This is a genomic window from Pseudomonas sp. G7(2022) (assembly GCF_052660475.1).
On record NZ_CP109659.1, the window covers coordinates 964,325 to 981,326 of the forward strand.

The following is a 17,002-nucleotide window of genomic DNA, read 5'->3' on the forward strand; positions in this document are numbered from 1 at the left end:
CCGCCGGCTTTTTTACTTGATGCTGACGCCGTAGAAGGAGTTCAAGCCGAATGGGCTGATCTTGAAGTCCTGCACGTTGGCGCGCATGGGTTGATACACCGTCGAGTGAGCGATAGGTGTCATAGGGACTGCATCTTTGAGGACGTGTTGCGCCTCTTTGTAGAGTTCGGTGCGCTTGGCCTGGTCGGTGGTGCGCTTGGCTTCTTTCACGAGGCCGTCGAATTTCTTGTCGCACCATTTGGAGAAGTTGTTGCCACTCAGGGAGTCGCAACCAAACAACACGTTGAGCCAGTTGTCCGGATCACCATTGTCACCGCTCCAGCCAATGATCATGGCCTGGTTCTCGCCACCTTTGGAACGCTTGATGTACTCGCCCCACTCGTAGCTGGTGATCTTCACGTTCAGACCGATCTTCTTCCAGTCGGACTGGAGCATTTCGGCCATCAGCTTGGCGTTCGGGTTGTACGGACGCTGAACCGGCATCGCCCACAGGACGATCTCGGTACCTTCCTTGACGCCGGCTTCCTTGAGCAGCTGCTTGGCTTTCTCAGGATCGTACTTGGCGTCCTTGATGGTGGTGTCGTAGGACCACTGGGTCGGCGGCATGGCGTTGACGGCCAGCTGGCCCGCGCCCTGGTAAACCGAGTCGATGATCTGTGGCTTGTTGACGGCCATGTCCAGCGCCTGGCGAACACGCAGGTCGGCCAGCGGGTTCGGCTCGTTGCTGCCTTTGACCTTGTCCATCACGTTGTAGGCGATGTAGCCCAGGTTGAAGCCGGCCTGGTCAGGCATCTTCAGCGCAGGGTCGGCTTTCAGTGCAGCGAGGTCGGCCGGACGCGGGAACAGGGTGACCTGGCACTCGTTCTTTTTCAGCTTCTGGATACGGACCGACGGGTCGGTGGTGATGGCGAAGATCAGGTTGTCGATCTTCACGTCTTCAGGCTTCCAGTAATCCTTGTTGCCGGTGTAACGGATGTTGGAGTCTTTCTGGTAGCTCTTGAACACGAACGGACCAGTGCCGACCGGCTTCTGGTTGATGTCGGCAGCCTTGCCTTGTTTCAGCAGCTGGGCTGCGTACTCGGCGGACTGAATCGACGCGAAGCTCATGGCCATGTTCTGGATGAACGCGGCGTCGACTTCTTTGAGGGTGAACTTGACGGTGTGGTCGTCGACTTTATCGATCTTGGTGATGTTGGTATCCATCCCCATGTCGGTGAAGTACGGGAATTCGGTCGGGTACGCCTTACGGAACGGGTCATCCTTGTTAATCATGCGATTGAAGGTGAACAGCACGTCGTCGGCGTTGAACTCACGAGTCGGCTTGAAATACGGGGTGGTGTGGAACTTCACGCCTTCACGCAGGTGGAAGGTGTAGGTCAGGCCGTCCGGGGAAATGTCCCAGCTGGTCGCCAGCCCAGGAACAACGGCGGTGCCGCCACGCTCGAACTGGGTCAGACGGTTGAACATGGTTTCGGCTGAGGCGTCGAAGTCGGTTCCGGTGGTGTACTGGCCTGGATCGAAACCGGCCGGGCTGCCTTCGGAGCAGAACACCAGGTTAGTCGCAGCGGTGGCGAAAGGTGCGGAGGCAAACAAGCCTGCGCCGACTAAAAACGGAATGACCGCGTGTTTAAGCATGTTGGCCTCATGATTTGTTGTCATTTTTTAATATTGAGGTACGACCTCGTGAGTCGTGCCTGCGGATACTTATGCAGGGCCCATACCCAATGCAAGATCCAGAGCGCCCGGCGGCATCAAACGGTGGCACGAACGTACCTTAATGTCGCATCTGTATAACTTCTGACGCATTTGACCGTTTGCGGTCGGTTTTTACGGTGCAAACGAAGCCCCAAAACGGTGCATTGGTCACGTTTTGCGCGCCGAATCGGGGCCCGGTGTTACTTATTTATACCCACGCCATAGAAGGGGGTTAGACCGAACGGGCTGATCCTGAAGTCGGTGACTTCCTTGCGCAGCGGCTGGAACACCGTGGAGTTGGCGATCGGCGTGATCGGCACCTGCTGTTTAAGGATCAGTTGCGCCTGTTGATACAGTTTTACCCGTTGCGATTTATCCGTGGACACCTTGGCCTGCTGCACCAGTTTGTCGTAGGCCGGATCGCACCACTTGGCGTAGTTGCTGCCTTTCACCGCCGCGCAACTGTAAAGCACGCCCAGCCAGTTGTCCGGGTCGCCGTTGTCACCGGTCCAGCCGTAGATCATCGCGTCGTGTTCGCCATTCTTGGCGCGCTTGATGTACTCGCCCCATTCATAGCTGACGATGTTGGCCTTGATACCGATCTTCTCCCAATCCTGCTGGATCATCTGTGCCGACATTCGCGCATTGGGGTTTGAAGCGCGTTGCACGGTCATGGCCCAGAGGTTGATGGTTGTACCAGGTGCAACCCCTGCCTCCTTGAGTAGCGCCCTGGCTTTTGCAGGGTCGTGCGGCGCGTCTTTTATGTTCGGATCGAACGACCATTGCGCGGGCGGCAAGGCGTTTTGCGCCAACTGCCCAGCACTCTGGTAAACCGCCTTGATGATCGCCGGTTTGTCGATGGCCATGTCCAGTGCCTGACGCACCTTGAGCTGGTCCAGTGGTGGATGGGTGGTGTTGTAGGCGAGGAAACCGAGGTTGAAACCGGCCTGCTTCAACACGCGCAGGTTCGGGTCTTTTTCCATCACTTCGATGTCGGCCGGGCGTGGGTAGCCACTGACCTGGCATTCGCCGGTCTTGAGCTTCTGCAGACGGACAGCGGCGTCCGGGGTGATCGAGAACACCAGGTTGTCGATTTTCACGTCTTCGGGTGTCCAGTAGTCCTTGTTCGCCGCGTAGCGGATCTGCGAGTCCTTCTGGTAGCGCTTGAACACGAATGGGCCGGTGCCGACCGGTTTCTGGTTGATATCCGCCGCTTTGCCTTCCTTCAGCAACTGCGCGGCATATTCGGCCGATTGCACTGAAGCGAAGCTCATGGCGAGGTTTTGCACGAACGCGGCGTCGACGTTGTTCAGGTTGAAGCGCACGGTGTTTTCGTCGAGTTTTTCCACGGATTTGATCGTGGTGTTCAGGTCCATGTCGGTGAAGTACGGGGACTCGGCGGGGTAGGCCTTGCGAAAGGCGTTGTCCGGGTCAAGCAGACGCTGGAAGGTGAACAGCACGTCGTCGGCGTTGAAGGTGCGGCTCGGGGTGAAGTAGTCGGTGGTGTGGAATTTTACGTTTTGGCGCAGGTGGAAGGTGTACTGGAGGCCGTCCGGGCTGACGTCCCAGCTTGTGGCCAGGCCGGGTTCGATGTCGGTGCCGCCGCGTTTGAATTGGGTGAGGCGGTTGAAGACGGTTTCGGCGGAGGCGTCGAAGTCGGTGCCGCTGGTGTATTGGCTGGGGTCGAAGCCGGCGGGGCTGGCTTCGGAGCAGTAGACGAGGGTTGTGGCTGCGTTGGCGATTGGGGTGATGGCGGTCAGGGCCAGGGTTATTAGAAGTGGTTTGAGGGTGAATCGATCCATGGAGTCCCCGAGTGTATTGGAGGTAGTTGTGGGGAGGAGGGTAGCCGGGGTTTCGGTGGGTGCGGAAATATCGTTTTTCTAGGTGAGGTGTCTATCTCGGTATATCTGGGGAGGTTGTGAACATAACCGTTTTTTCGGGTGCTGCGGCTTATGGTTCCGCCCTTACGGCGGGTCACTTTTTACAAACGCCTAAAAAGTAACCAAAAACGCTTGCTCCTGCGTTCGGCCCGCTCGCTAGGGCTCGGGGTTCCTTCGCTCCGGGATTCATCCGGGGGCATCGCCTACGGTTTGCTTCGCTGCACCTCCTCTCGATGTGTTTGGCTTCGCCAAACGGTCGCTGCGCTCCCACCCCCGGATAAATCCCTCCACTCAGCCTTCCGACGTCGCCCGAAGATCAAAAGCGGTACTCGAGCTAACGCTCATTGTGTTGAGTGGTGGAAGCCAAAGCCAAAGCCAAAGCCGGAGTGGAGTTGTATGCGTTTTAAACCCGAGTTCACCTCGATATCTCACGTCGGCGTACCTCCCCCAAGCACCGCGGTCAGTCCCCTCTCCCTCCGGGAGAGGGCTAGGGTGAGGGCAGCTTTTGAAGCTGTTTAAATCTCAACAACAACACCGGATCCTTCCCACAAGGTTTTCAGGTTGTCCGTCGGAAGCACGCTCTCTAGTCTTTGGTTGTCGCAGAACAATCTGCGATCGGGAGGTGAGATTCCCGGTTACTGAATTTGGAAACCAGCGCAAGCCACCCCATAATCGCCGCCAGTTCATGCTGTCGGCAGTTCTTTATGGCGGCTATGTACGGGCGGACTTCGGTCCGGCCGGGTTGGTTTCCTTACCGGTAATCTCACTCCGTACATAGTTGCCACCTCATTTCACGAGTGAGATCGGAAATGAGTGGCGCAAATTCATAAGGAAATGCTCCATGAACAAGCCCGTACCCGACCCACCCTTCGAATCACCCACCCCCCTCGAAGAAGCCATGCGCGCCGAAGACCTCGCCCGCAACCGCGAAGCCATCAAACGCGCCCTCGACTATTACCTGTGCCCCAATCCTTCCAAACCGAGCCCGAGCACGATGTACATGGTCACGCCCAACGTCGACACCGAAAGCCTGCTGGCCAATGCCTGCGAATCCCTGGCGTCGGCCAGTACCATCGCCAGCAATTTCGCCAATGAGCTCAGCGGTTCGCAGCGCAGTACGGCGCTCGGGATCCAGCAGATCATCATGCTGGCCGAGCTGGCGGTGAACCGGGCGCTGGATCGGGTTGATCCGCAAACCTGAGACCGTGTCATCGTTCATCGCCAGCAGGCTGGCTCCCACAGGAGTCCGCATTCCAAATGTGGGAGCTAGCTTGCTAGCGATGACGGCGGAGCTGACAACCCAAATGCCGGGCACAAAAAAACCGGCGATCATCACTGATCGCCGGTTTTCATTCAGCCGTCACTCAATCACTGCATCAATACTTCAATCGAGCCATCAGCGGTCAGGCTGACCTGGCTGGTGCCGGCTTCGACTTCAGGCGTGACGGGCGCCGAATCCATGCCGGCGGCTTTCATCATCATCGGGGCGCGCATGTACGGTTGTGGGAAGCCGTTGCTGTTGAGGTTCAGGTTGACGATTTTGTAGCCCTTGCCGCCCAGGGCGTCGGTGGCCAGTTGGGCGCGGGCCTTGAAGGCGGTGACGGCTTCTTTCAGCAGTTTGTCTTCGCTGGCCTTGCGGGTCGGGTCGGCGATGGCGAAGTCCATGCCGCCCATTTTCAGGTCGGTCAGCAGTTCGCCGGTGAGTTTGGACAGGGCGGCGAAGTCGGCGCTTTCCAGACGCAGTTCGGCGCGTTCGCGCCAGCCGGTGATTTTCTGGCCCTTGGTGTCGTAGATCGGGTAGCTGTTGCGGCTGCCCTGGCGCAGGGTGATGTCTTTGACCTGCTTGGCCTGGGCCAGGGCCTTGTTCATGGTGGTGCTGACGTCGGCGGCGAGTTTGGCCGGGTCAGTATTCTGTTCTTCGGTGTAGAGGGTCACGATCATCAGGTCGCGGGCCACTTCCTGGCTGACTTCGGCGCGCAGGGAAATCTGGTTGTAGTGCAGCTCATCGGCAGCCAGGGCCGGAAGGCTGGCGACACTGCCGACGGTCAGGGCGAGAAGGGCGGCGCTGCGGCGAAATGTGTGCATGAAAGCTCCTTGATGAGGGCGCAGGTGATGGTTCGGGGGCCTGCGTGAAACCATCAGACTCTAGCGTCTATGATCCGGTTCGCCCAGTTACAACTTCTATACAGATGGGCCTTATAGCCGCCGCGACGCTTTTTGCCATGTGGTCGTTTGCCGCACTTTCGCCTCTCAAGCCCGCGCCTTGGTTATACTCCGTGCGATCCGCCTGGAGCGCTCATCAGGAGAGCTCATGCTCGCCCCCGTACAACTGACTTCCGCCACTCGCCAGAACCTCTGGCGGCTGACTTTCATCCGCACCCTGGTGCTCGCCGCGCAGGCCGGTTCCGTGGGCCTGGCCTACTGGCTGGATCTGTTGCCGTTGCCGTGGGTGCAACTGGTGATGACCCTCGGCTGTTCGATTCTGCTGTGTGTGTTCACCGCCGTGCGTCTGCGCACTTCGTGGCCGGTGACCGAGCTCGAATACGCGCTGCAATTGGCCTGCGATCTGGTTATCCACAGTGCCTTGCTGTATTTCTCCGGTGGTTCGACCAACCCGTTCGTTTCGTATTATCTGGTGCCGCTGACCATCGCTGCGGTGACGCTGCCGTGGCGTTATTCGGTGGTGCTGTCCGGTATTGCGCTGGCTTTGTACACCCTGATGCTGACGCATTTCTATCCGCTGGAAACCCTGCCCGTGGCCCGGGAGAACCTGCAGATCTACGGCATGTGGCTGAGTTTTGCCCTCGCGGCAGCGGTGATCACCTTCTTCGCCGCACGGATGGCCGAAGAGCTGCGCCGTCAGGAAGAATTGCGGGCAATCCGCCGCGAAGAAGGTCTGCGCGATCAGCAGTTGCTGGCCGTGGCGACTCAGGCCGCCGGTGCCGCCCATGAATTGGGTACGCCGCTGGCGACCATGAGCGTGTTGCTCAACGAAATGCAGCAGGATCATCACGACCCGATGCTTCAGGAAGACCTGAAGGTGCTGAAGGATCAGGTGAAGCTCTGCAAGGAGACCCTGCAGCAACTGGTGCGCGCCGCCGAGGCCAATCGCCGGATGGCGGTGGAGATGCAGGACGTTACCGACTGGCTCGACGAAGCGCTCAATCGCTGGCACCTGATGCGTCCCGAGGCCAGTTACCGCTTCCAGCGCCTGGGCCAGGGCCCGCTGCCTCGTGTGGCGCCGCCCCCGGATCTGACCCAGGCCTTGTTGAATCTGTTGAACAACGCCGCCGACGCCTGCCCGGAAAACCTTCAGGTGACCCTGGACTGGACCGCCGAAGACCTGACTATCAGCATCCGCGATCATGGTGCCGGTGTGCCGCTGGCCATCGCCGAGCAGATCGGCAAACCGTTTTTTACCACCAAGGGCAAAGGCTTCGGCCTGGGCCTGTTTTTGAGCAAGGCCAGCGTGACACGCGCCGGCGGCTCAGTGAAACTCTATAGTCATGAGGAAGGCGGCACGCTCACCGAGCTGCGCCTGCCCCACGGCGTCCGAGGAGAGCAACATGAGTGACGAAATCCAAGTCGAAGGCGAAGAACTGCCGCATTTGCTGTTGGTCGATGACGACGCGACCTTCACTCGGGTGATGGCCCGTGCCATGGCCCGCCGTGGCTTTCGCGTCAGCACCGCCGGTTCCGCCGAGGAAGGTCTGACCATCGCCCAGGCCGATCTGCCGGACTATGCCGCGCTGGACCTGAAAATGGACGGCGACTCCGGTCTGGTCCTGCTGCCGAAGCTGCTGGAGCTGGACCCGGAAATGCGCGTGGTGATCCTCACCGGTTACTCGAGCATTGCCACGGCCGTCGAAGCGATCAAGCGAGGCGCCTGCAATTACCTGTGCAAACCGGCGGACGCCGACGACGTGCTGGCGGCGCTGCTGTCCGAGCACGCCGACCTCGACAGCCTGGTGCCGGAAAACCCGATGTCGGTGGACCGCCTGCAGTGGGAACACATCCAGCGCGTGCTGACCGAGCACGAAGGCAATATCTCCGCCACTGCCCGTGCCCTGGGCATGCACCGCCGCACGCTGCAGCGCAAACTGCAGAAGCGCCCGGTTCGTCGCTGAACCTGCGCTGAACGGCCATCGCCAGCCCTCGCGATAAAGCGCACCGATCAACTATGATCGGTGCGTGTCTGTTCTTTTCTTTATCGAGCCTTATCCATGAATCAGAACGCTGAATATTCCGCGGTCAACGATGCTGTGCGCGGGCAGTTTTTTCGCAAGGTGTGGGCCATGACCACGCCTTACTGGCGCAGCGAAGAGAAGGGCAAGGCCTGGACATTGCTGATTGCCGTGATTGCGCTTTCGCTGTTCAGCGTGGCGATCTCGGTGTGGATCAACAGTTGGTACAAGGATTTCTACAACGCACTGCAAAAGAAGGATGAGGCTGCGTTCTGGCAACTGATCCTGTATTTCTGCGGTATTGCCACGGTGGCTATCCTCGGCGCGGTGTATCGCCTGTACCTGACGCAGATGCTGACGATCCGCTGGCGGGCATGGCTCACCGAGAACCACTTCAAGCGCTGGCTCGGGCACAAGAATTACTACCAGCTGGAGCAGGGCGGTTATACCGACAACCCTGACCAGCGGATTTCCGAAGACCTCAACACCTTCACCGCCAACACCCTGAGCCTCGGGCTGGGACTGATCCGCACGGTGGTCAGCCTGGTGTCGTTCTCGATCATTCTGTGGGGTGTGTCCGGCAGCATCGAAGTGTTCGGCATCGAAATTCCCGGCTACATGTTCTGGTGTGCGCTGCTGTACGCGGCGGTCGGCAGTTGGCTGACCCACCTGATCGGTCGACGTCTGATCGGCCTGAACAACCAACAACAACGCTTCGAAGCCGACCTGCGTTTCTCCATGGTGCGAGTGCGTGAGAACGCCGAGAGCATCGCCTTGTACAACGGCGAGCCCAACGAAAACCGTCGTCTGAGCAGCCGCTTCGGTCTGGTCTGGCACAACTTCTGGGACATCATGCGGGTGTCCAAGCGCCTGACGTTCTTCACCTCGGGTTATGGCCAGATCGCGATCATTTTTCCGTTCATCGTCGCGGCACCGCGCTACCTGGCAGGCAAGATCGAGCTGGGCGAGCTGATGCAGATCAACTCGGCGTTCGGCAATGTGCAGGAGAACTTCAGCTGGTTCATCAGCGCGTATTCGGATCTGGCGGCCTGGCGCGCCACTTGTGATCGTCTGCTGAGCTTCCGTCAGGCCATGAGTGAAAACGAAGACCGGGCACCGGCCATCGATGTGCAGAATCAGGGCAGCGAATTGAAGGTACACAACCTCGGGCTCGATCTGGCCGATGGTCGTCATTTGCTGACCAGCGCCCACATGACCGTGGAGGCGGGCGACCGGGTAATGCTCAGCGGCCGCTCCGGCAGCGGCAAGTCGACGCTGTTGCGGGCGATGGGGCATCTGTGGCCGGCAGGGCACGGCAGTATCCGCTTGCCGGCGGCACGTTATCTGTTCCTGCCGCAAAAGCCGTATTTGCCGATCGGCACACTGCGCGAAGCCTTGAACTATCCACAACCGGGCGATACCTACGCGCCAGAGCGTTATGCACAAGTGCTGGAAACCTGCCGTCTGCCGCATCTGGTGGCGCGACTGGACGAAGCCAATCACTGGCAGCGCATGCTCTCGCCGGGTGAGCAGCAACGACTGGCCTTTGCTCGTGCGCTGCTCTACGCACCGCACTGGCTGTACATGGACGAAGCGACGTCGGCGATGGACGAAGAAGACGAGGCCACGCTGTATCAGGCGCTGATCGATCAGTTGCCGGGCTTGAGCATCGTCAGCGTCGGCCACCGCAGCAGCCTCAAGCGCTTCCATCCACGGCACGTGCGGATCGATGGCGGGCATCTGGTCGAGCAGACCGTCACGGCCTGATGTGCACTGAATCTGTGGGAGCCTGCTCCCACAGAGGACGGTGATCGTACAACTTCCTTGGGCTATGATGCCTCTCTAGCCGAAATTCGAGATAACCCCAGACCATGGAAAACCCGATCGACACCCCGCGCCTCCCTCGCAAGCGCCGCAGCCTGGCACAGGAACTGGTGACGGTGCTGACCGAGCAGATCCGCGACGGTCTGCTCAAGCGTGGCGACAAGTTGCCTACCGAGTCGGCAATCATGGAATCCCATGGCGTCAGCCGCACCGTAGTGCGCGAGGCGATTTCCCGGCTGCAGGCTGCAGGGCAAGTCGAAACCCGCCACGGCATCGGCACCTTCGTTCTCGACACGCCGAGCCCGAGCGGTTTCCGCATCGACCCGGCCACTGTGGTCACCCTGCGTGACGTACTGGCGATTCTCGAGTTTCGTATCAGCCTCGAAGTCGAATCCGCCGGCCTCGCCGCACAACGTCGCAGCGCCGAACAACTGGCCGCCATGCGCGCCGCCCTCGATGCGCTGAACGAAAGCGTGGCCCACGCCAGCGATGCGGTGGCGTCGGATTTCCAGTTCCACCTGCAAATCGCGCTGTCCACCGGCAACCGCTACTTCACCGACATCATGACCCACCTGGGCACCAGCATCATTCCGCGTACTCGCCTGAATTCGGCGCGACTGGCCCATGACGATCAGCAGCACTACATGAGTCGCCTGAGTCGCGAGCACGAGGAAATCTATGACGCGATTGCCCGTCAGGATTCCGATGCCGCCCGAGCGGCCATGCGTCTGCACCTGACCAACAGCCGCGAACGGCTGCGTCAGGCGCATGAAGAGGCGCAGGCACAGGGTTGAACTCTGGAAGGGCGGGAAAACGTCATGCGGTGTCGACGATAGATAACGGTAATGCCTCTGATGGTTGCGGGGGGCCGTCTATCGTTGCGAGGTAGCTGATTACTACGGACCCACTTTTGAATTGATAGCCGAAAAGGCTTCTTGAATTCAGAGAGACCTGTTCCTTTCCGGCTGTCGAGGTCGTAAATCTGGTGCCCCATGGAATAGGGGGGCTAAAGCGGTCGGGCTTGACTGCAATTGTTATGTCGATCTGTTGGTTTGCTGCTTTCCCCTCATAAAAGAAATCGAGCAGAAAAACGCCATCCAGTTTTTGGGTGTCCAGCACTCCATTTGGCGCCTGAGGTGCTTCCGCTGGGGCAAGTAGATTTAAAGGTGATACTTGCAGTGTCTGCATGACAAACTCTCCTTGAGTCGGGGTGAGTGCAATCTTATTGCACCCCGCCAGTTGAGCTTCTTTGTGTGCCGGTGCGCCACTGTCAGAAATGACAGTGGCGACAAACGGTCGTCATTGATCCCGTCATGCGTGACGATCAAGCTTCGATGTACAGTTTCATCGGTTCGGAACACGGCTCCAGACTGGATTCATCGGCAAACTTGTAGCGCAGCTCAACGGTGCTGTTCAGGTACTTTTCCAGCTCGAATCTCGGGATGCTCAACTCGATTCCGGTCAGGCCGACCATGTCGTCGAGCGTGTCGTCCCAGACGCCGGTCGGCTCCGACAGACCCTGCCATTCAGGCTCTTCCGGGTCCTCGCCGAGGATCGGGTACACATCCCAGTTCGGCGGTGTGTTCTGCCCATCGGGCACACGAACGATCAAGTCATCATCCAGAGTCGACAACCGCAGAATGATCGAGTCGCTGGCGTGGTCGGGGAATTGCGGAAGGTGTGCAGCGGCAAACGTCATGGTTCGTTCTCCTTGAAAGATCTGCCGCGATCCTTCGCGGCAGTGGTCGCACTTTACCCGGCGAATCGGTGAGGCGCGCCGGGGCAATCTTGTCCGGGCATTTCAGCTCTTGGGCAGAATCGAACGATCCACCCTGACCGCCAGTTTGCCCGGGCCAGGCGTGATGTCGAACGTCGCCTGCCCCCGGGCATCCACCGACGCCCGGGCGATAGCCACGCCGTCGCGCAGCAATTGCAGCGGCGCACCTTTCATCGATTGGCCCGAGGCCAGTTCCAGTTTCAATTTGAGGGTCATCGAATCGCTCCTTAATTCGTGTTGCCGGTCGGGTGATAGTCCTTGAGCAGCAGGTAAGTGCTCCAGCCCCACCAGTCGTCGACGGTGGCGGTATCGTTGAGGTTGTTGACGTCCTTGCGCCGCAGGACTTTGTTGTCCTGGACGCGGAACAGGGGCGAGAAGTTGTTGGCCGGATTCATCACGAAAGTCAGATCCGGCAACCGTTGCAGCGCGTTGAAAGTGGTCGGCACGTTGCCGCTGGAATACGCGGCATACACCTCGTCCGCCGAATCCTGCACTGCCTGATTCACCTGATTTCGGTTGTCGGCGTCCGTGGTGTCGAAGTAGCGCTTGTCCCCGAATGCCCGCCATTGCTCGCCATGGCCGTTGCGCACCTTGAGCCCGAACTTGCTGTCTTCGTCGTGCATGAAACGAGTGATGAGTGAACCCAGGTCGCTTGGAGTCACCGCTGCGGCCATGGCCTTGCGCGGCACTCGCAAATGCCCCGAAGAGAACAGGTCGGTGAGGTAGTGGTCAGCGAACGCGTTCATCGCGTAGGCCCGCTCCAGTTGCAGTTCGTCCTGACTGGCATGGGCGGCTGCAGCGGTTTGCAGGGCGGCGGTGTGTCCGGCGATATACGCCTGGCGAGCCCATTCGCCGAAGTGGTCGGCGTTGTTCGCCGCCAGTTTAAGATAGCGACCGAGCGGGAACAGCGCCGAGGCAAAACTGCCGCCGCCAGTGATCTTGTTCCACTCTTCCGACAACGTATCTCCTAAAGCGTCATAAGCCTCGTGGGGTTGCTTGCCATCCTTGATCGCCTGTTTAACCGCGTCGATCTCCTTTTGCATGATCGCGAGAACCTGTGTCGCTTCGGCCTTTGAAGCGGGCAACGCGGCGAGGCTGTCGAAGGCCGCCGTGTAGCGCTGAAGACGATCAGCCGGGGTCGATCCCTCGTTGATCGGCCGGTCGACGATTCCGTAGAAGTCACCGCCCAGCGCCAGCACCTGGCCGTAGGTCAGCGCTAACCCGTTCGGCAAATGCAAAGGCACGTTTTGCGCGAGCACTGGCTCGGCACCTTCAACGAAGCGCAGCCGGGTGTTATCGCCGACAGCCGTGTGTTCCGCGCCTTCAAAGCGCAGCGGCGGTTTGCCTTTCATGGCTTTGCCGGGCAGGGCGAGGGCGGGTTCGACATCACTGTGGGAGTCGGCGATGTGCAGTAACAGGTGTGGGTAATCAGCACTGAAGGCGATGCCGCCGGGGGCAAAAAGATCATCGAAACGGGCGATGACCGGTGTGGTTTTTTCAACGCATGTGGTTTGAAGACCGGACATTTCTTTCTCCTTGATATGTCGTCGGCAGGTTTTATTTGACTGTATGCATATACAGTTAAATCGAGCCTAGTCGAGAAATCTCCTACGTCAAAAAGAAATCTTGTCCGACAAAAAATGCCCCCCAGCGATGAAATGCAGTTGACGGTTATCTTTTAAGTTGTACGATGACCTACAACTTCGGCGAAGGCTGAACGGTCCACTCACAAAAAACGTTGTTACCAGGGTGTTCGAATAATGAATCCACAAGAACTGAAGTCCATCCTCTCCGCCGGCCTGCTCTCGTTCCCGGTGACCGATTTCAATGCTCAGGGCGATTTCAATCGCGCTGGCTACATCAAACGCCTGGAATGGCTGGCCCCGTACGGTGCTTCAGCCCTGTTCGCCGCCGGTGGCACCGGTGAGTTCTTCTCCCTGGCTGCCAGCGAATACTCGGAAATCATCAAGACTGCCGTCGACACCTGCGCCAGCAGCGTGCCAATCCTCGCCGGTGTCGGTGGTTCGACCCGCCAGGCCATCGAATACGCACAGGAAGCCGAGCGTCTGGGCGCCAAAGGCCTGCTGTTGCTGCCACACTACCTGACCGAAGCCAGCCAGGACGGCGTAGCGGCCCACGTTGAAGCAGTGTGCAAATCGGTCAACATCGGTGTGGTGGTCTACAACCGCAACGTCTGCCGCCTGACCGCGCCGCTGCTGGAACGCCTGGCCGAGCGCTGCCCGAACCTGATCGGTTACAAGGACGGTCTGGGCGATATCGAACTGATGGTGTCGATCCGTCGTCGCCTCGGCGATCGCTTCAGCTACCTCGGTGGTCTGCCGACCGCCGAAGTCTACGCCGCGGCCTACAAGGCCCTGGGCGTGCCGGTCTACTCGTCGGCGGTGTTCAACTTCATCCCGAAAACCGCGATGGACTTCTACCACGCGATTGCCCGCGAAGATCACGTCACCGTCGGCAAGATCATCGACGACTTCTTCCTGCCGTACCTGGACATCCGCAACCGCAAGGCCGGTTACGCCGTGAGCATCGTCAAGGCCGGCGCCAAAATCGCCGGCTATGACGCAGGCCCGGTGCGGGCGCCGCTGACCGACCTGACCCGCGAAGAGTACGAGATGCTCGCCGCGCTGATCGACAAGCAAGGTGCGCAGTAACCCAACTCTATAAACGAGGCCGCTGAGCAATCAGCGGCCTTTTGCGTCAGGAGAATGATTCGTGACCAAGCGCTATGACAACTACATCAACGGTGAATGGGTCGCCGGCAACGATTACTCGGTCAACATCAACCCGTCCGAGCTGAGCGACACCATCGGCGATTACGCCAAGGCTGACCTGGCTCAGGTCAACGCCGCCATCGACGCCGCTCGCGCCGCGTTCCCGGCGTGGTCGACTTCGGGCATTCAGGCCCGCCACGACTCGCTCGATAAAGTCGGCACCGAAATCCTCGCCCGCCGCGAAGAGCTCGGTACCCTGCTGGCCCGGGAAGAGGGCAAGACCCTGCCCGAAGCCATCGGCGAAGTGACCCGCGCCGGCAACATCTTCAAGTTCTTCGCTGGCGAGTGCCTGCGTCTGTCCGGCGAGTACGTGCCGTCGGTGCGTCCGGGCGTCAACGTCGAAGTCACTCGCGAAGCCCTCGGCGTGGTCGGCCTAATCACCCCGTGGAATTTCCCGATTGCGATTCCGTCGTGGAAAATCGCCCCGGCTCTGGCCTACGGCAACTGCGTGGTGTTGAAACCGGCGGATCTGGTGCCGGGTTGCGCCTGGGCGCTGGCCGAAATCATCTCCCGCGCAGGCTTCCCGGCCGGCGTGTTCAACCTGGTGATGGGCAGCGGTCGTGTGGTCGGTGAAGCGCTGGTCAACAGTCCGAAAGTCGACGGCATCAGCTTTACCGGCTCCGTCGGTGTGGGCCGTCAGATCGCCGTCAACTGCGTGTCGCGCCAGGCCAAGGTTCAGCTGGAGATGGGCGGCAAGAATCCGCAGATCATTCTCGACGACGCCGACCTCAAGCAGGCGGTCGAGCTGTCGGTGCAGAGCGCGTTCTACTCCACCGGCCAGCGTTGCACGGCATCGAGCCGACTGATCGTCACCGCCGGGATTCACGACAAGTTCGTCGAGGCCATGGCCGAGCGCATGAAGTCGATCAAGGTCGGTCACGCGCTGAAGGCCGGCACCGACATCGGTCCGGTGGTCTCGCAAGCACAGCTTGAGCAAGACCTGAAGTACATCGACATCGGTCAGTCCGAAGGAGCGCGCGTAGTCAGCGGCGGCGGTCTGGTGACCTGCGACACCGAGGGTTACTTCCTTGCGCCGACCCTGTTCGCCGACAGCGAAGCGTCGATGCGCATCAGCCGCGAAGAGATCTTCGGCCCGGTGGCCAACATCGTTCGCGTGGCCGATTACGAGGCTGCACTGGCCATGGCCAACGACACTGAATTCGGTCTGTCGGCGGGCATTGCCACCACATCGCTGAAGTACGCCAACCACTTCAAGCGTCATTCCCAGGCCGGGATGGTGATGGTCAACCTGCCGACCGCCGGTGTCGATTACCACGTTCCGTTCGGGGGCCGTAAGGGTTCATCCTATGGCTCACGTGAGCAAGGCCGCTATGCGCAAGAGTTCTATACCGTGGTGAAAACCGCCTACATCGGTTCGTAAGTCGCTGCACCCGCGCAGGGTTATTGCCAAGGCCCTGCGCGGTACAAGACCAAAGAATGTTTTACCCGCATAAAAATAATCAGTGGGAGTACATCTACATGCAATCGTCCAAGCCGACTCACGTCCGCTATTTGATCTTGCTCATGCTGTTTCTGGTGACCACGATCAACTACGCCGACCGCGCCACTATCGCGATCGCCGGTTCCAGTTTGCAAAAAGACCTCGGCATCGACGCGGTCACCCTCGGCTACATCTTCTCTGCTTTCGGTTGGGCCTACGTGGCCGGGCAAATTCCCGGCGGCTGGCTGCTCGATCGCTTCGGCTCGAAAAAAGTCTATGCCCTGAGCATCTTCACCTGGTCGCTGTTCACCGTGCTGCAAGGCTTCGTCGGTGAGTTCGGCATGTCCACGGCCATCGTCGCGCTGTTCATGCTGCGCTTTCTGGTCGGTCTGGCCGAGGCGCCATCGTTCCCCGGCAACGCACGCATTGTGGCGGCCTGGTTCCCGACTGCCGAACGCGGTACCGCTTCGGCGATTTTCAACTCGGCGCAATACTTTGCCACCGTGCTGTTCGCTCCGCTGATGGGCTGGATCGTCTATGCCTTTGGCTGGGAACACGTGTTCATTGTCATGGGCGTGTTCGGCATCCTGTTCTCGCTGATCTGGCTGAAGGTTATCCACAGCCCGCGCCAGCACCCGATGGCCAACGAAGCGGAAGTGAAGTTCATCGCCGACAACGGCGGTATGGTCGACATGGACCAGAAGCAAGGCAAAAAGGCTGACGGCCCGAAGTGGGATTACATCCGTCAGTTGCTGACCAACCGCATGATGCTCGGCGTGTATCTGGGCCAGTACTGCATCAACGGTATCACCTATTTCTTCCTGACCTGGTTCCCGGTGTACCTGGTGCAGGAGCGCGGCATGACCATCCTCAAGGCCGGTTTCATCGCCTCGTTGCCGGCGATCTGCGGCTTTATCGGCGGTGTCCTCGGCGGGGTGATTTCCGATTACCTGCTGCGCAAGGGGCATTCGCTGACCTTCGCCCGCAAGGCGCCGATCATTGCCGGTCTGTTGGTCTCCAGCAGCATCGTGGCCTGCAACTATGTCGACGTTGAATGGATGGTGGTGGGCTTCATGGCCCTGGCCTTCTTCGGCAAAGGCGTGGGCGCGCTGGGTTGGGCGGTGGTGTCCGACACCTCGCCGAAACAGATCGCCGGTCTCAGTGGCGGCCTGTTCAACACCTTCGGCAATATCGCCTCGATCACCACGCCAATCGTCATCGGCTACATCATCAGCTCCACCGGCTCGTTCAAATGGGCGCTGGTGTTCGTTGGCGCCAATGCGCTGGTGGCGGTGTTCAGCTACCTGGTGATCGTCGGCCCGATCAAGCGTGTGGTCCTGAAAGAACCGCCAACCAACGGTGGTTCCGAAGCCACCGGTAAATTGTCTCAAGCGCATTCCTGAGGAGCG

Annotated in this window: 15 protein-coding genes; 8 read left to right on the plus strand and 7 right to left on the minus strand. The window is 59.7% G+C overall.

The window, feature by feature from the left end:
* Positions 1 to 12 precede the first annotated feature (12 nt).
* On the minus strand, positions 13 to 1,635 hold the full coding sequence (locus tag NE357_RS04190; protein ID WP_169428837.1) for an ABC transporter substrate-binding protein: 1,623 nt from the start codon (positions 1,633 to 1,635) through the stop codon (positions 13 to 15).
* Positions 1,636 to 1,895: 260 nt separating this feature from the next.
* A complete protein-coding gene (locus tag NE357_RS04195) occupies positions 1,896 to 3,497 on the minus strand; it encodes an ABC transporter substrate-binding protein (RefSeq protein WP_169428838.1) in 1,602 nt (533 codons plus the stop codon).
* A 919-nt stretch (positions 3,498 to 4,416) separates the two neighbouring features.
* On the opposite strand from NE357_RS04195, the gene NE357_RS04200 reads away from it, so the two are divergent.
* Positions 4,417 to 4,776: a DUF6124 family protein gene (locus NE357_RS04200; protein ID WP_169428839.1), complete on the plus strand. Its 360-nt coding sequence runs from the start codon at positions 4,417 to 4,419 to the stop codon at positions 4,774 to 4,776.
* A gap of 167 nt (positions 4,777 to 4,943) precedes the next feature.
* Here the strand turns inward: NE357_RS04200 and NE357_RS04205 are convergent, their stop codons facing one another.
* Complete coding sequence (locus NE357_RS04205; RefSeq protein WP_085729587.1) at positions 4,944 to 5,660, minus strand: SIMPL domain-containing protein; 717 nt, start codon at positions 5,658 to 5,660, stop codon at positions 4,944 to 4,946.
* A 226-nt stretch (positions 5,661 to 5,886) separates the two neighbouring features.
* Here NE357_RS04205 and NE357_RS04210 point away from each other — a divergent pair, with 226 nt between their 5' ends.
* The 4 genes from NE357_RS04210 to NE357_RS04225 all read left to right on the plus strand — a co-directional run bounded on the left by NE357_RS04210 (position 5,887) and on the right by NE357_RS04225 (position 10,377).
* Positions 5,887 to 7,149 carry an ATP-binding protein gene (locus NE357_RS04210; protein ID WP_169428840.1) on the plus strand — a complete coding sequence of 421 codons (1,263 nt, stop codon included), beginning with the start codon at positions 5,887 to 5,889 and terminating at the stop codon, positions 7,147 to 7,149.
* Positions 7,142 to 7,702 (plus strand): response regulator transcription factor, encoded by a 561-nt coding sequence (locus NE357_RS04215; RefSeq protein ID WP_003221630.1) that lies wholly within the window; start codon positions 7,142 to 7,144, stop codon positions 7,700 to 7,702. The genes NE357_RS04210 and NE357_RS04215 overlap by 8 nt, the downstream gene beginning before the upstream one ends.
* Positions 7,703 to 7,798: 96 nt before the next feature.
* Positions 7,799 to 9,526: an ABC transporter ATP-binding protein/permease gene (locus NE357_RS04220; protein ID WP_169428841.1), complete on the plus strand. Its 1,728-nt coding sequence runs from the start codon at positions 7,799 to 7,801 to the stop codon at positions 9,524 to 9,526.
* 104 nt (positions 9,527 to 9,630) lie between these two features.
* Positions 9,631 to 10,377 carry a FadR/GntR family transcriptional regulator gene (locus NE357_RS04225; protein ID WP_169428842.1) on the plus strand — a complete coding sequence of 249 codons (747 nt, stop codon included), beginning with the start codon at positions 9,631 to 9,633 and terminating at the stop codon, positions 10,375 to 10,377.
* 22 nt (positions 10,378 to 10,399) lie between these two features.
* Here NE357_RS04225 and NE357_RS04230 read toward each other — a convergent pair whose 3' ends face one another.
* From NE357_RS04230 to NE357_RS04245, 4 genes are all read right to left on the minus strand, one after another.
* Positions 10,400 to 10,771 (minus strand): hypothetical protein, encoded by a 372-nt coding sequence (locus NE357_RS04230; RefSeq protein WP_169428843.1) that lies wholly within the window; start codon positions 10,769 to 10,771, stop codon positions 10,400 to 10,402.
* Between the two features lie 136 nt (positions 10,772 to 10,907).
* Positions 10,908 to 11,282 carry a hypothetical protein gene (locus NE357_RS04235; protein ID WP_169428844.1) on the minus strand — a complete coding sequence of 125 codons (375 nt, stop codon included), beginning with the start codon at positions 11,280 to 11,282 and terminating at the stop codon, positions 10,908 to 10,910.
* Between the two features lie 102 nt (positions 11,283 to 11,384).
* Entirely contained in the window at positions 11,385 to 11,576 is a 192-nt protein-coding gene (locus NE357_RS04240; protein WP_169428845.1) for a hypothetical protein, read from the minus strand.
* A gap of 11 nt (positions 11,577 to 11,587) precedes the next feature.
* On the minus strand, positions 11,588 to 12,886 hold the full coding sequence (locus NE357_RS04245) for a phospholipase (RefSeq protein WP_169428846.1): 1,299 nt from the start codon (positions 12,884 to 12,886) through the stop codon (positions 11,588 to 11,590).
* A 234-nt stretch (positions 12,887 to 13,120) separates the two neighbouring features.
* Here NE357_RS04245 and kdgD point away from each other — a divergent pair, with 234 nt between their 5' ends.
* The 3 genes from kdgD to NE357_RS04260 all read left to right on the plus strand — a co-directional run bounded on the left by kdgD (position 13,121) and on the right by NE357_RS04260 (position 16,996).
* Positions 13,121 to 14,032, plus strand: a complete 912-nt coding sequence (kdgD, locus tag NE357_RS04250; protein WP_169428847.1) for a 5-dehydro-4-deoxyglucarate dehydratase — start codon at positions 13,121 to 13,123, stop codon at positions 14,030 to 14,032.
* 61 nt (positions 14,033 to 14,093) lie between these two features.
* Positions 14,094 to 15,533, plus strand: coding sequence for an aldehyde dehydrogenase family protein (locus NE357_RS04255; protein WP_169428848.1), 1,440 nt, complete (start codon positions 14,094 to 14,096; stop codon positions 15,531 to 15,533).
* A gap of 98 nt (positions 15,534 to 15,631) precedes the next feature.
* Positions 15,632 to 16,996: an MFS transporter gene (locus NE357_RS04260; protein ID WP_169428849.1), complete on the plus strand. Its 1,365-nt coding sequence runs from the start codon at positions 15,632 to 15,634 to the stop codon at positions 16,994 to 16,996.
* The last annotated feature ends 6 nt before the right edge of the window (positions 16,997 to 17,002 follow it).

What these genes read in the sequence shown, in the direction of transcription:
- NE357_RS04205 (WP_085729587.1), bottom strand. Translation starts at nt 5,660, where the DNA reads ATGCACACATTTCGCCGCAGCGCCGCCCTTCTCGCCCTGACCGTCGGC.
- NE357_RS04260 (WP_169428849.1), top strand. Translation starts at nt 15,632, where the DNA reads ATGCAATCGTCCAAGCCGACTCACGTCCGCTATTTGATCTTGCTCATG.
- NE357_RS04225 (WP_169428842.1), top strand. Translation starts at nt 9,631, where the DNA reads ATGGAAAACCCGATCGACACCCCGCGCCTCCCTCGCAAGCGCCGCAGC.
- kdgD (WP_169428847.1), top strand. Translation starts at nt 13,121, where the DNA reads ATGAATCCACAAGAACTGAAGTCCATCCTCTCCGCCGGCCTGCTCTCG.
- NE357_RS04200 (WP_169428839.1), top strand. Translation starts at nt 4,417, where the DNA reads ATGAACAAGCCCGTACCCGACCCACCCTTCGAATCACCCACCCCCCTC.
- NE357_RS04190 (WP_169428837.1), bottom strand. Translation starts at nt 1,635, where the DNA reads ATGCTTAAACACGCGGTCATTCCGTTTTTAGTCGGCGCAGGCTTGTTT.
- NE357_RS04235 (WP_169428844.1), bottom strand. Translation starts at nt 11,282, where the DNA reads ATGACGTTTGCCGCTGCACACCTTCCGCAATTCCCCGACCACGCCAGC.
- NE357_RS04220 (WP_169428841.1), top strand. Translation starts at nt 7,799, where the DNA reads ATGAATCAGAACGCTGAATATTCCGCGGTCAACGATGCTGTGCGCGGG.
- NE357_RS04230 (WP_169428843.1), bottom strand. Translation starts at nt 10,771, where the DNA reads ATGCAGACACTGCAAGTATCACCTTTAAATCTACTTGCCCCAGCGGAA.
- NE357_RS04215 (WP_003221630.1), top strand. Translation starts at nt 7,142, where the DNA reads ATGAGTGACGAAATCCAAGTCGAAGGCGAAGAACTGCCGCATTTGCTG.
- NE357_RS04195 (WP_169428838.1), bottom strand. Translation starts at nt 3,497, where the DNA reads ATGGATCGATTCACCCTCAAACCACTTCTAATAACCCTGGCCCTGACC.
- NE357_RS04210 (WP_169428840.1), top strand. Translation starts at nt 5,887, where the DNA reads ATGCTCGCCCCCGTACAACTGACTTCCGCCACTCGCCAGAACCTCTGG.
- NE357_RS04245 (WP_169428846.1), bottom strand. Translation starts at nt 12,886, where the DNA reads ATGTCCGGTCTTCAAACCACATGCGTTGAAAAAACCACACCGGTCATC.
- NE357_RS04240 (WP_169428845.1), bottom strand. Translation starts at nt 11,576, where the DNA reads ATGACCCTCAAATTGAAACTGGAACTGGCCTCGGGCCAATCGATGAAA.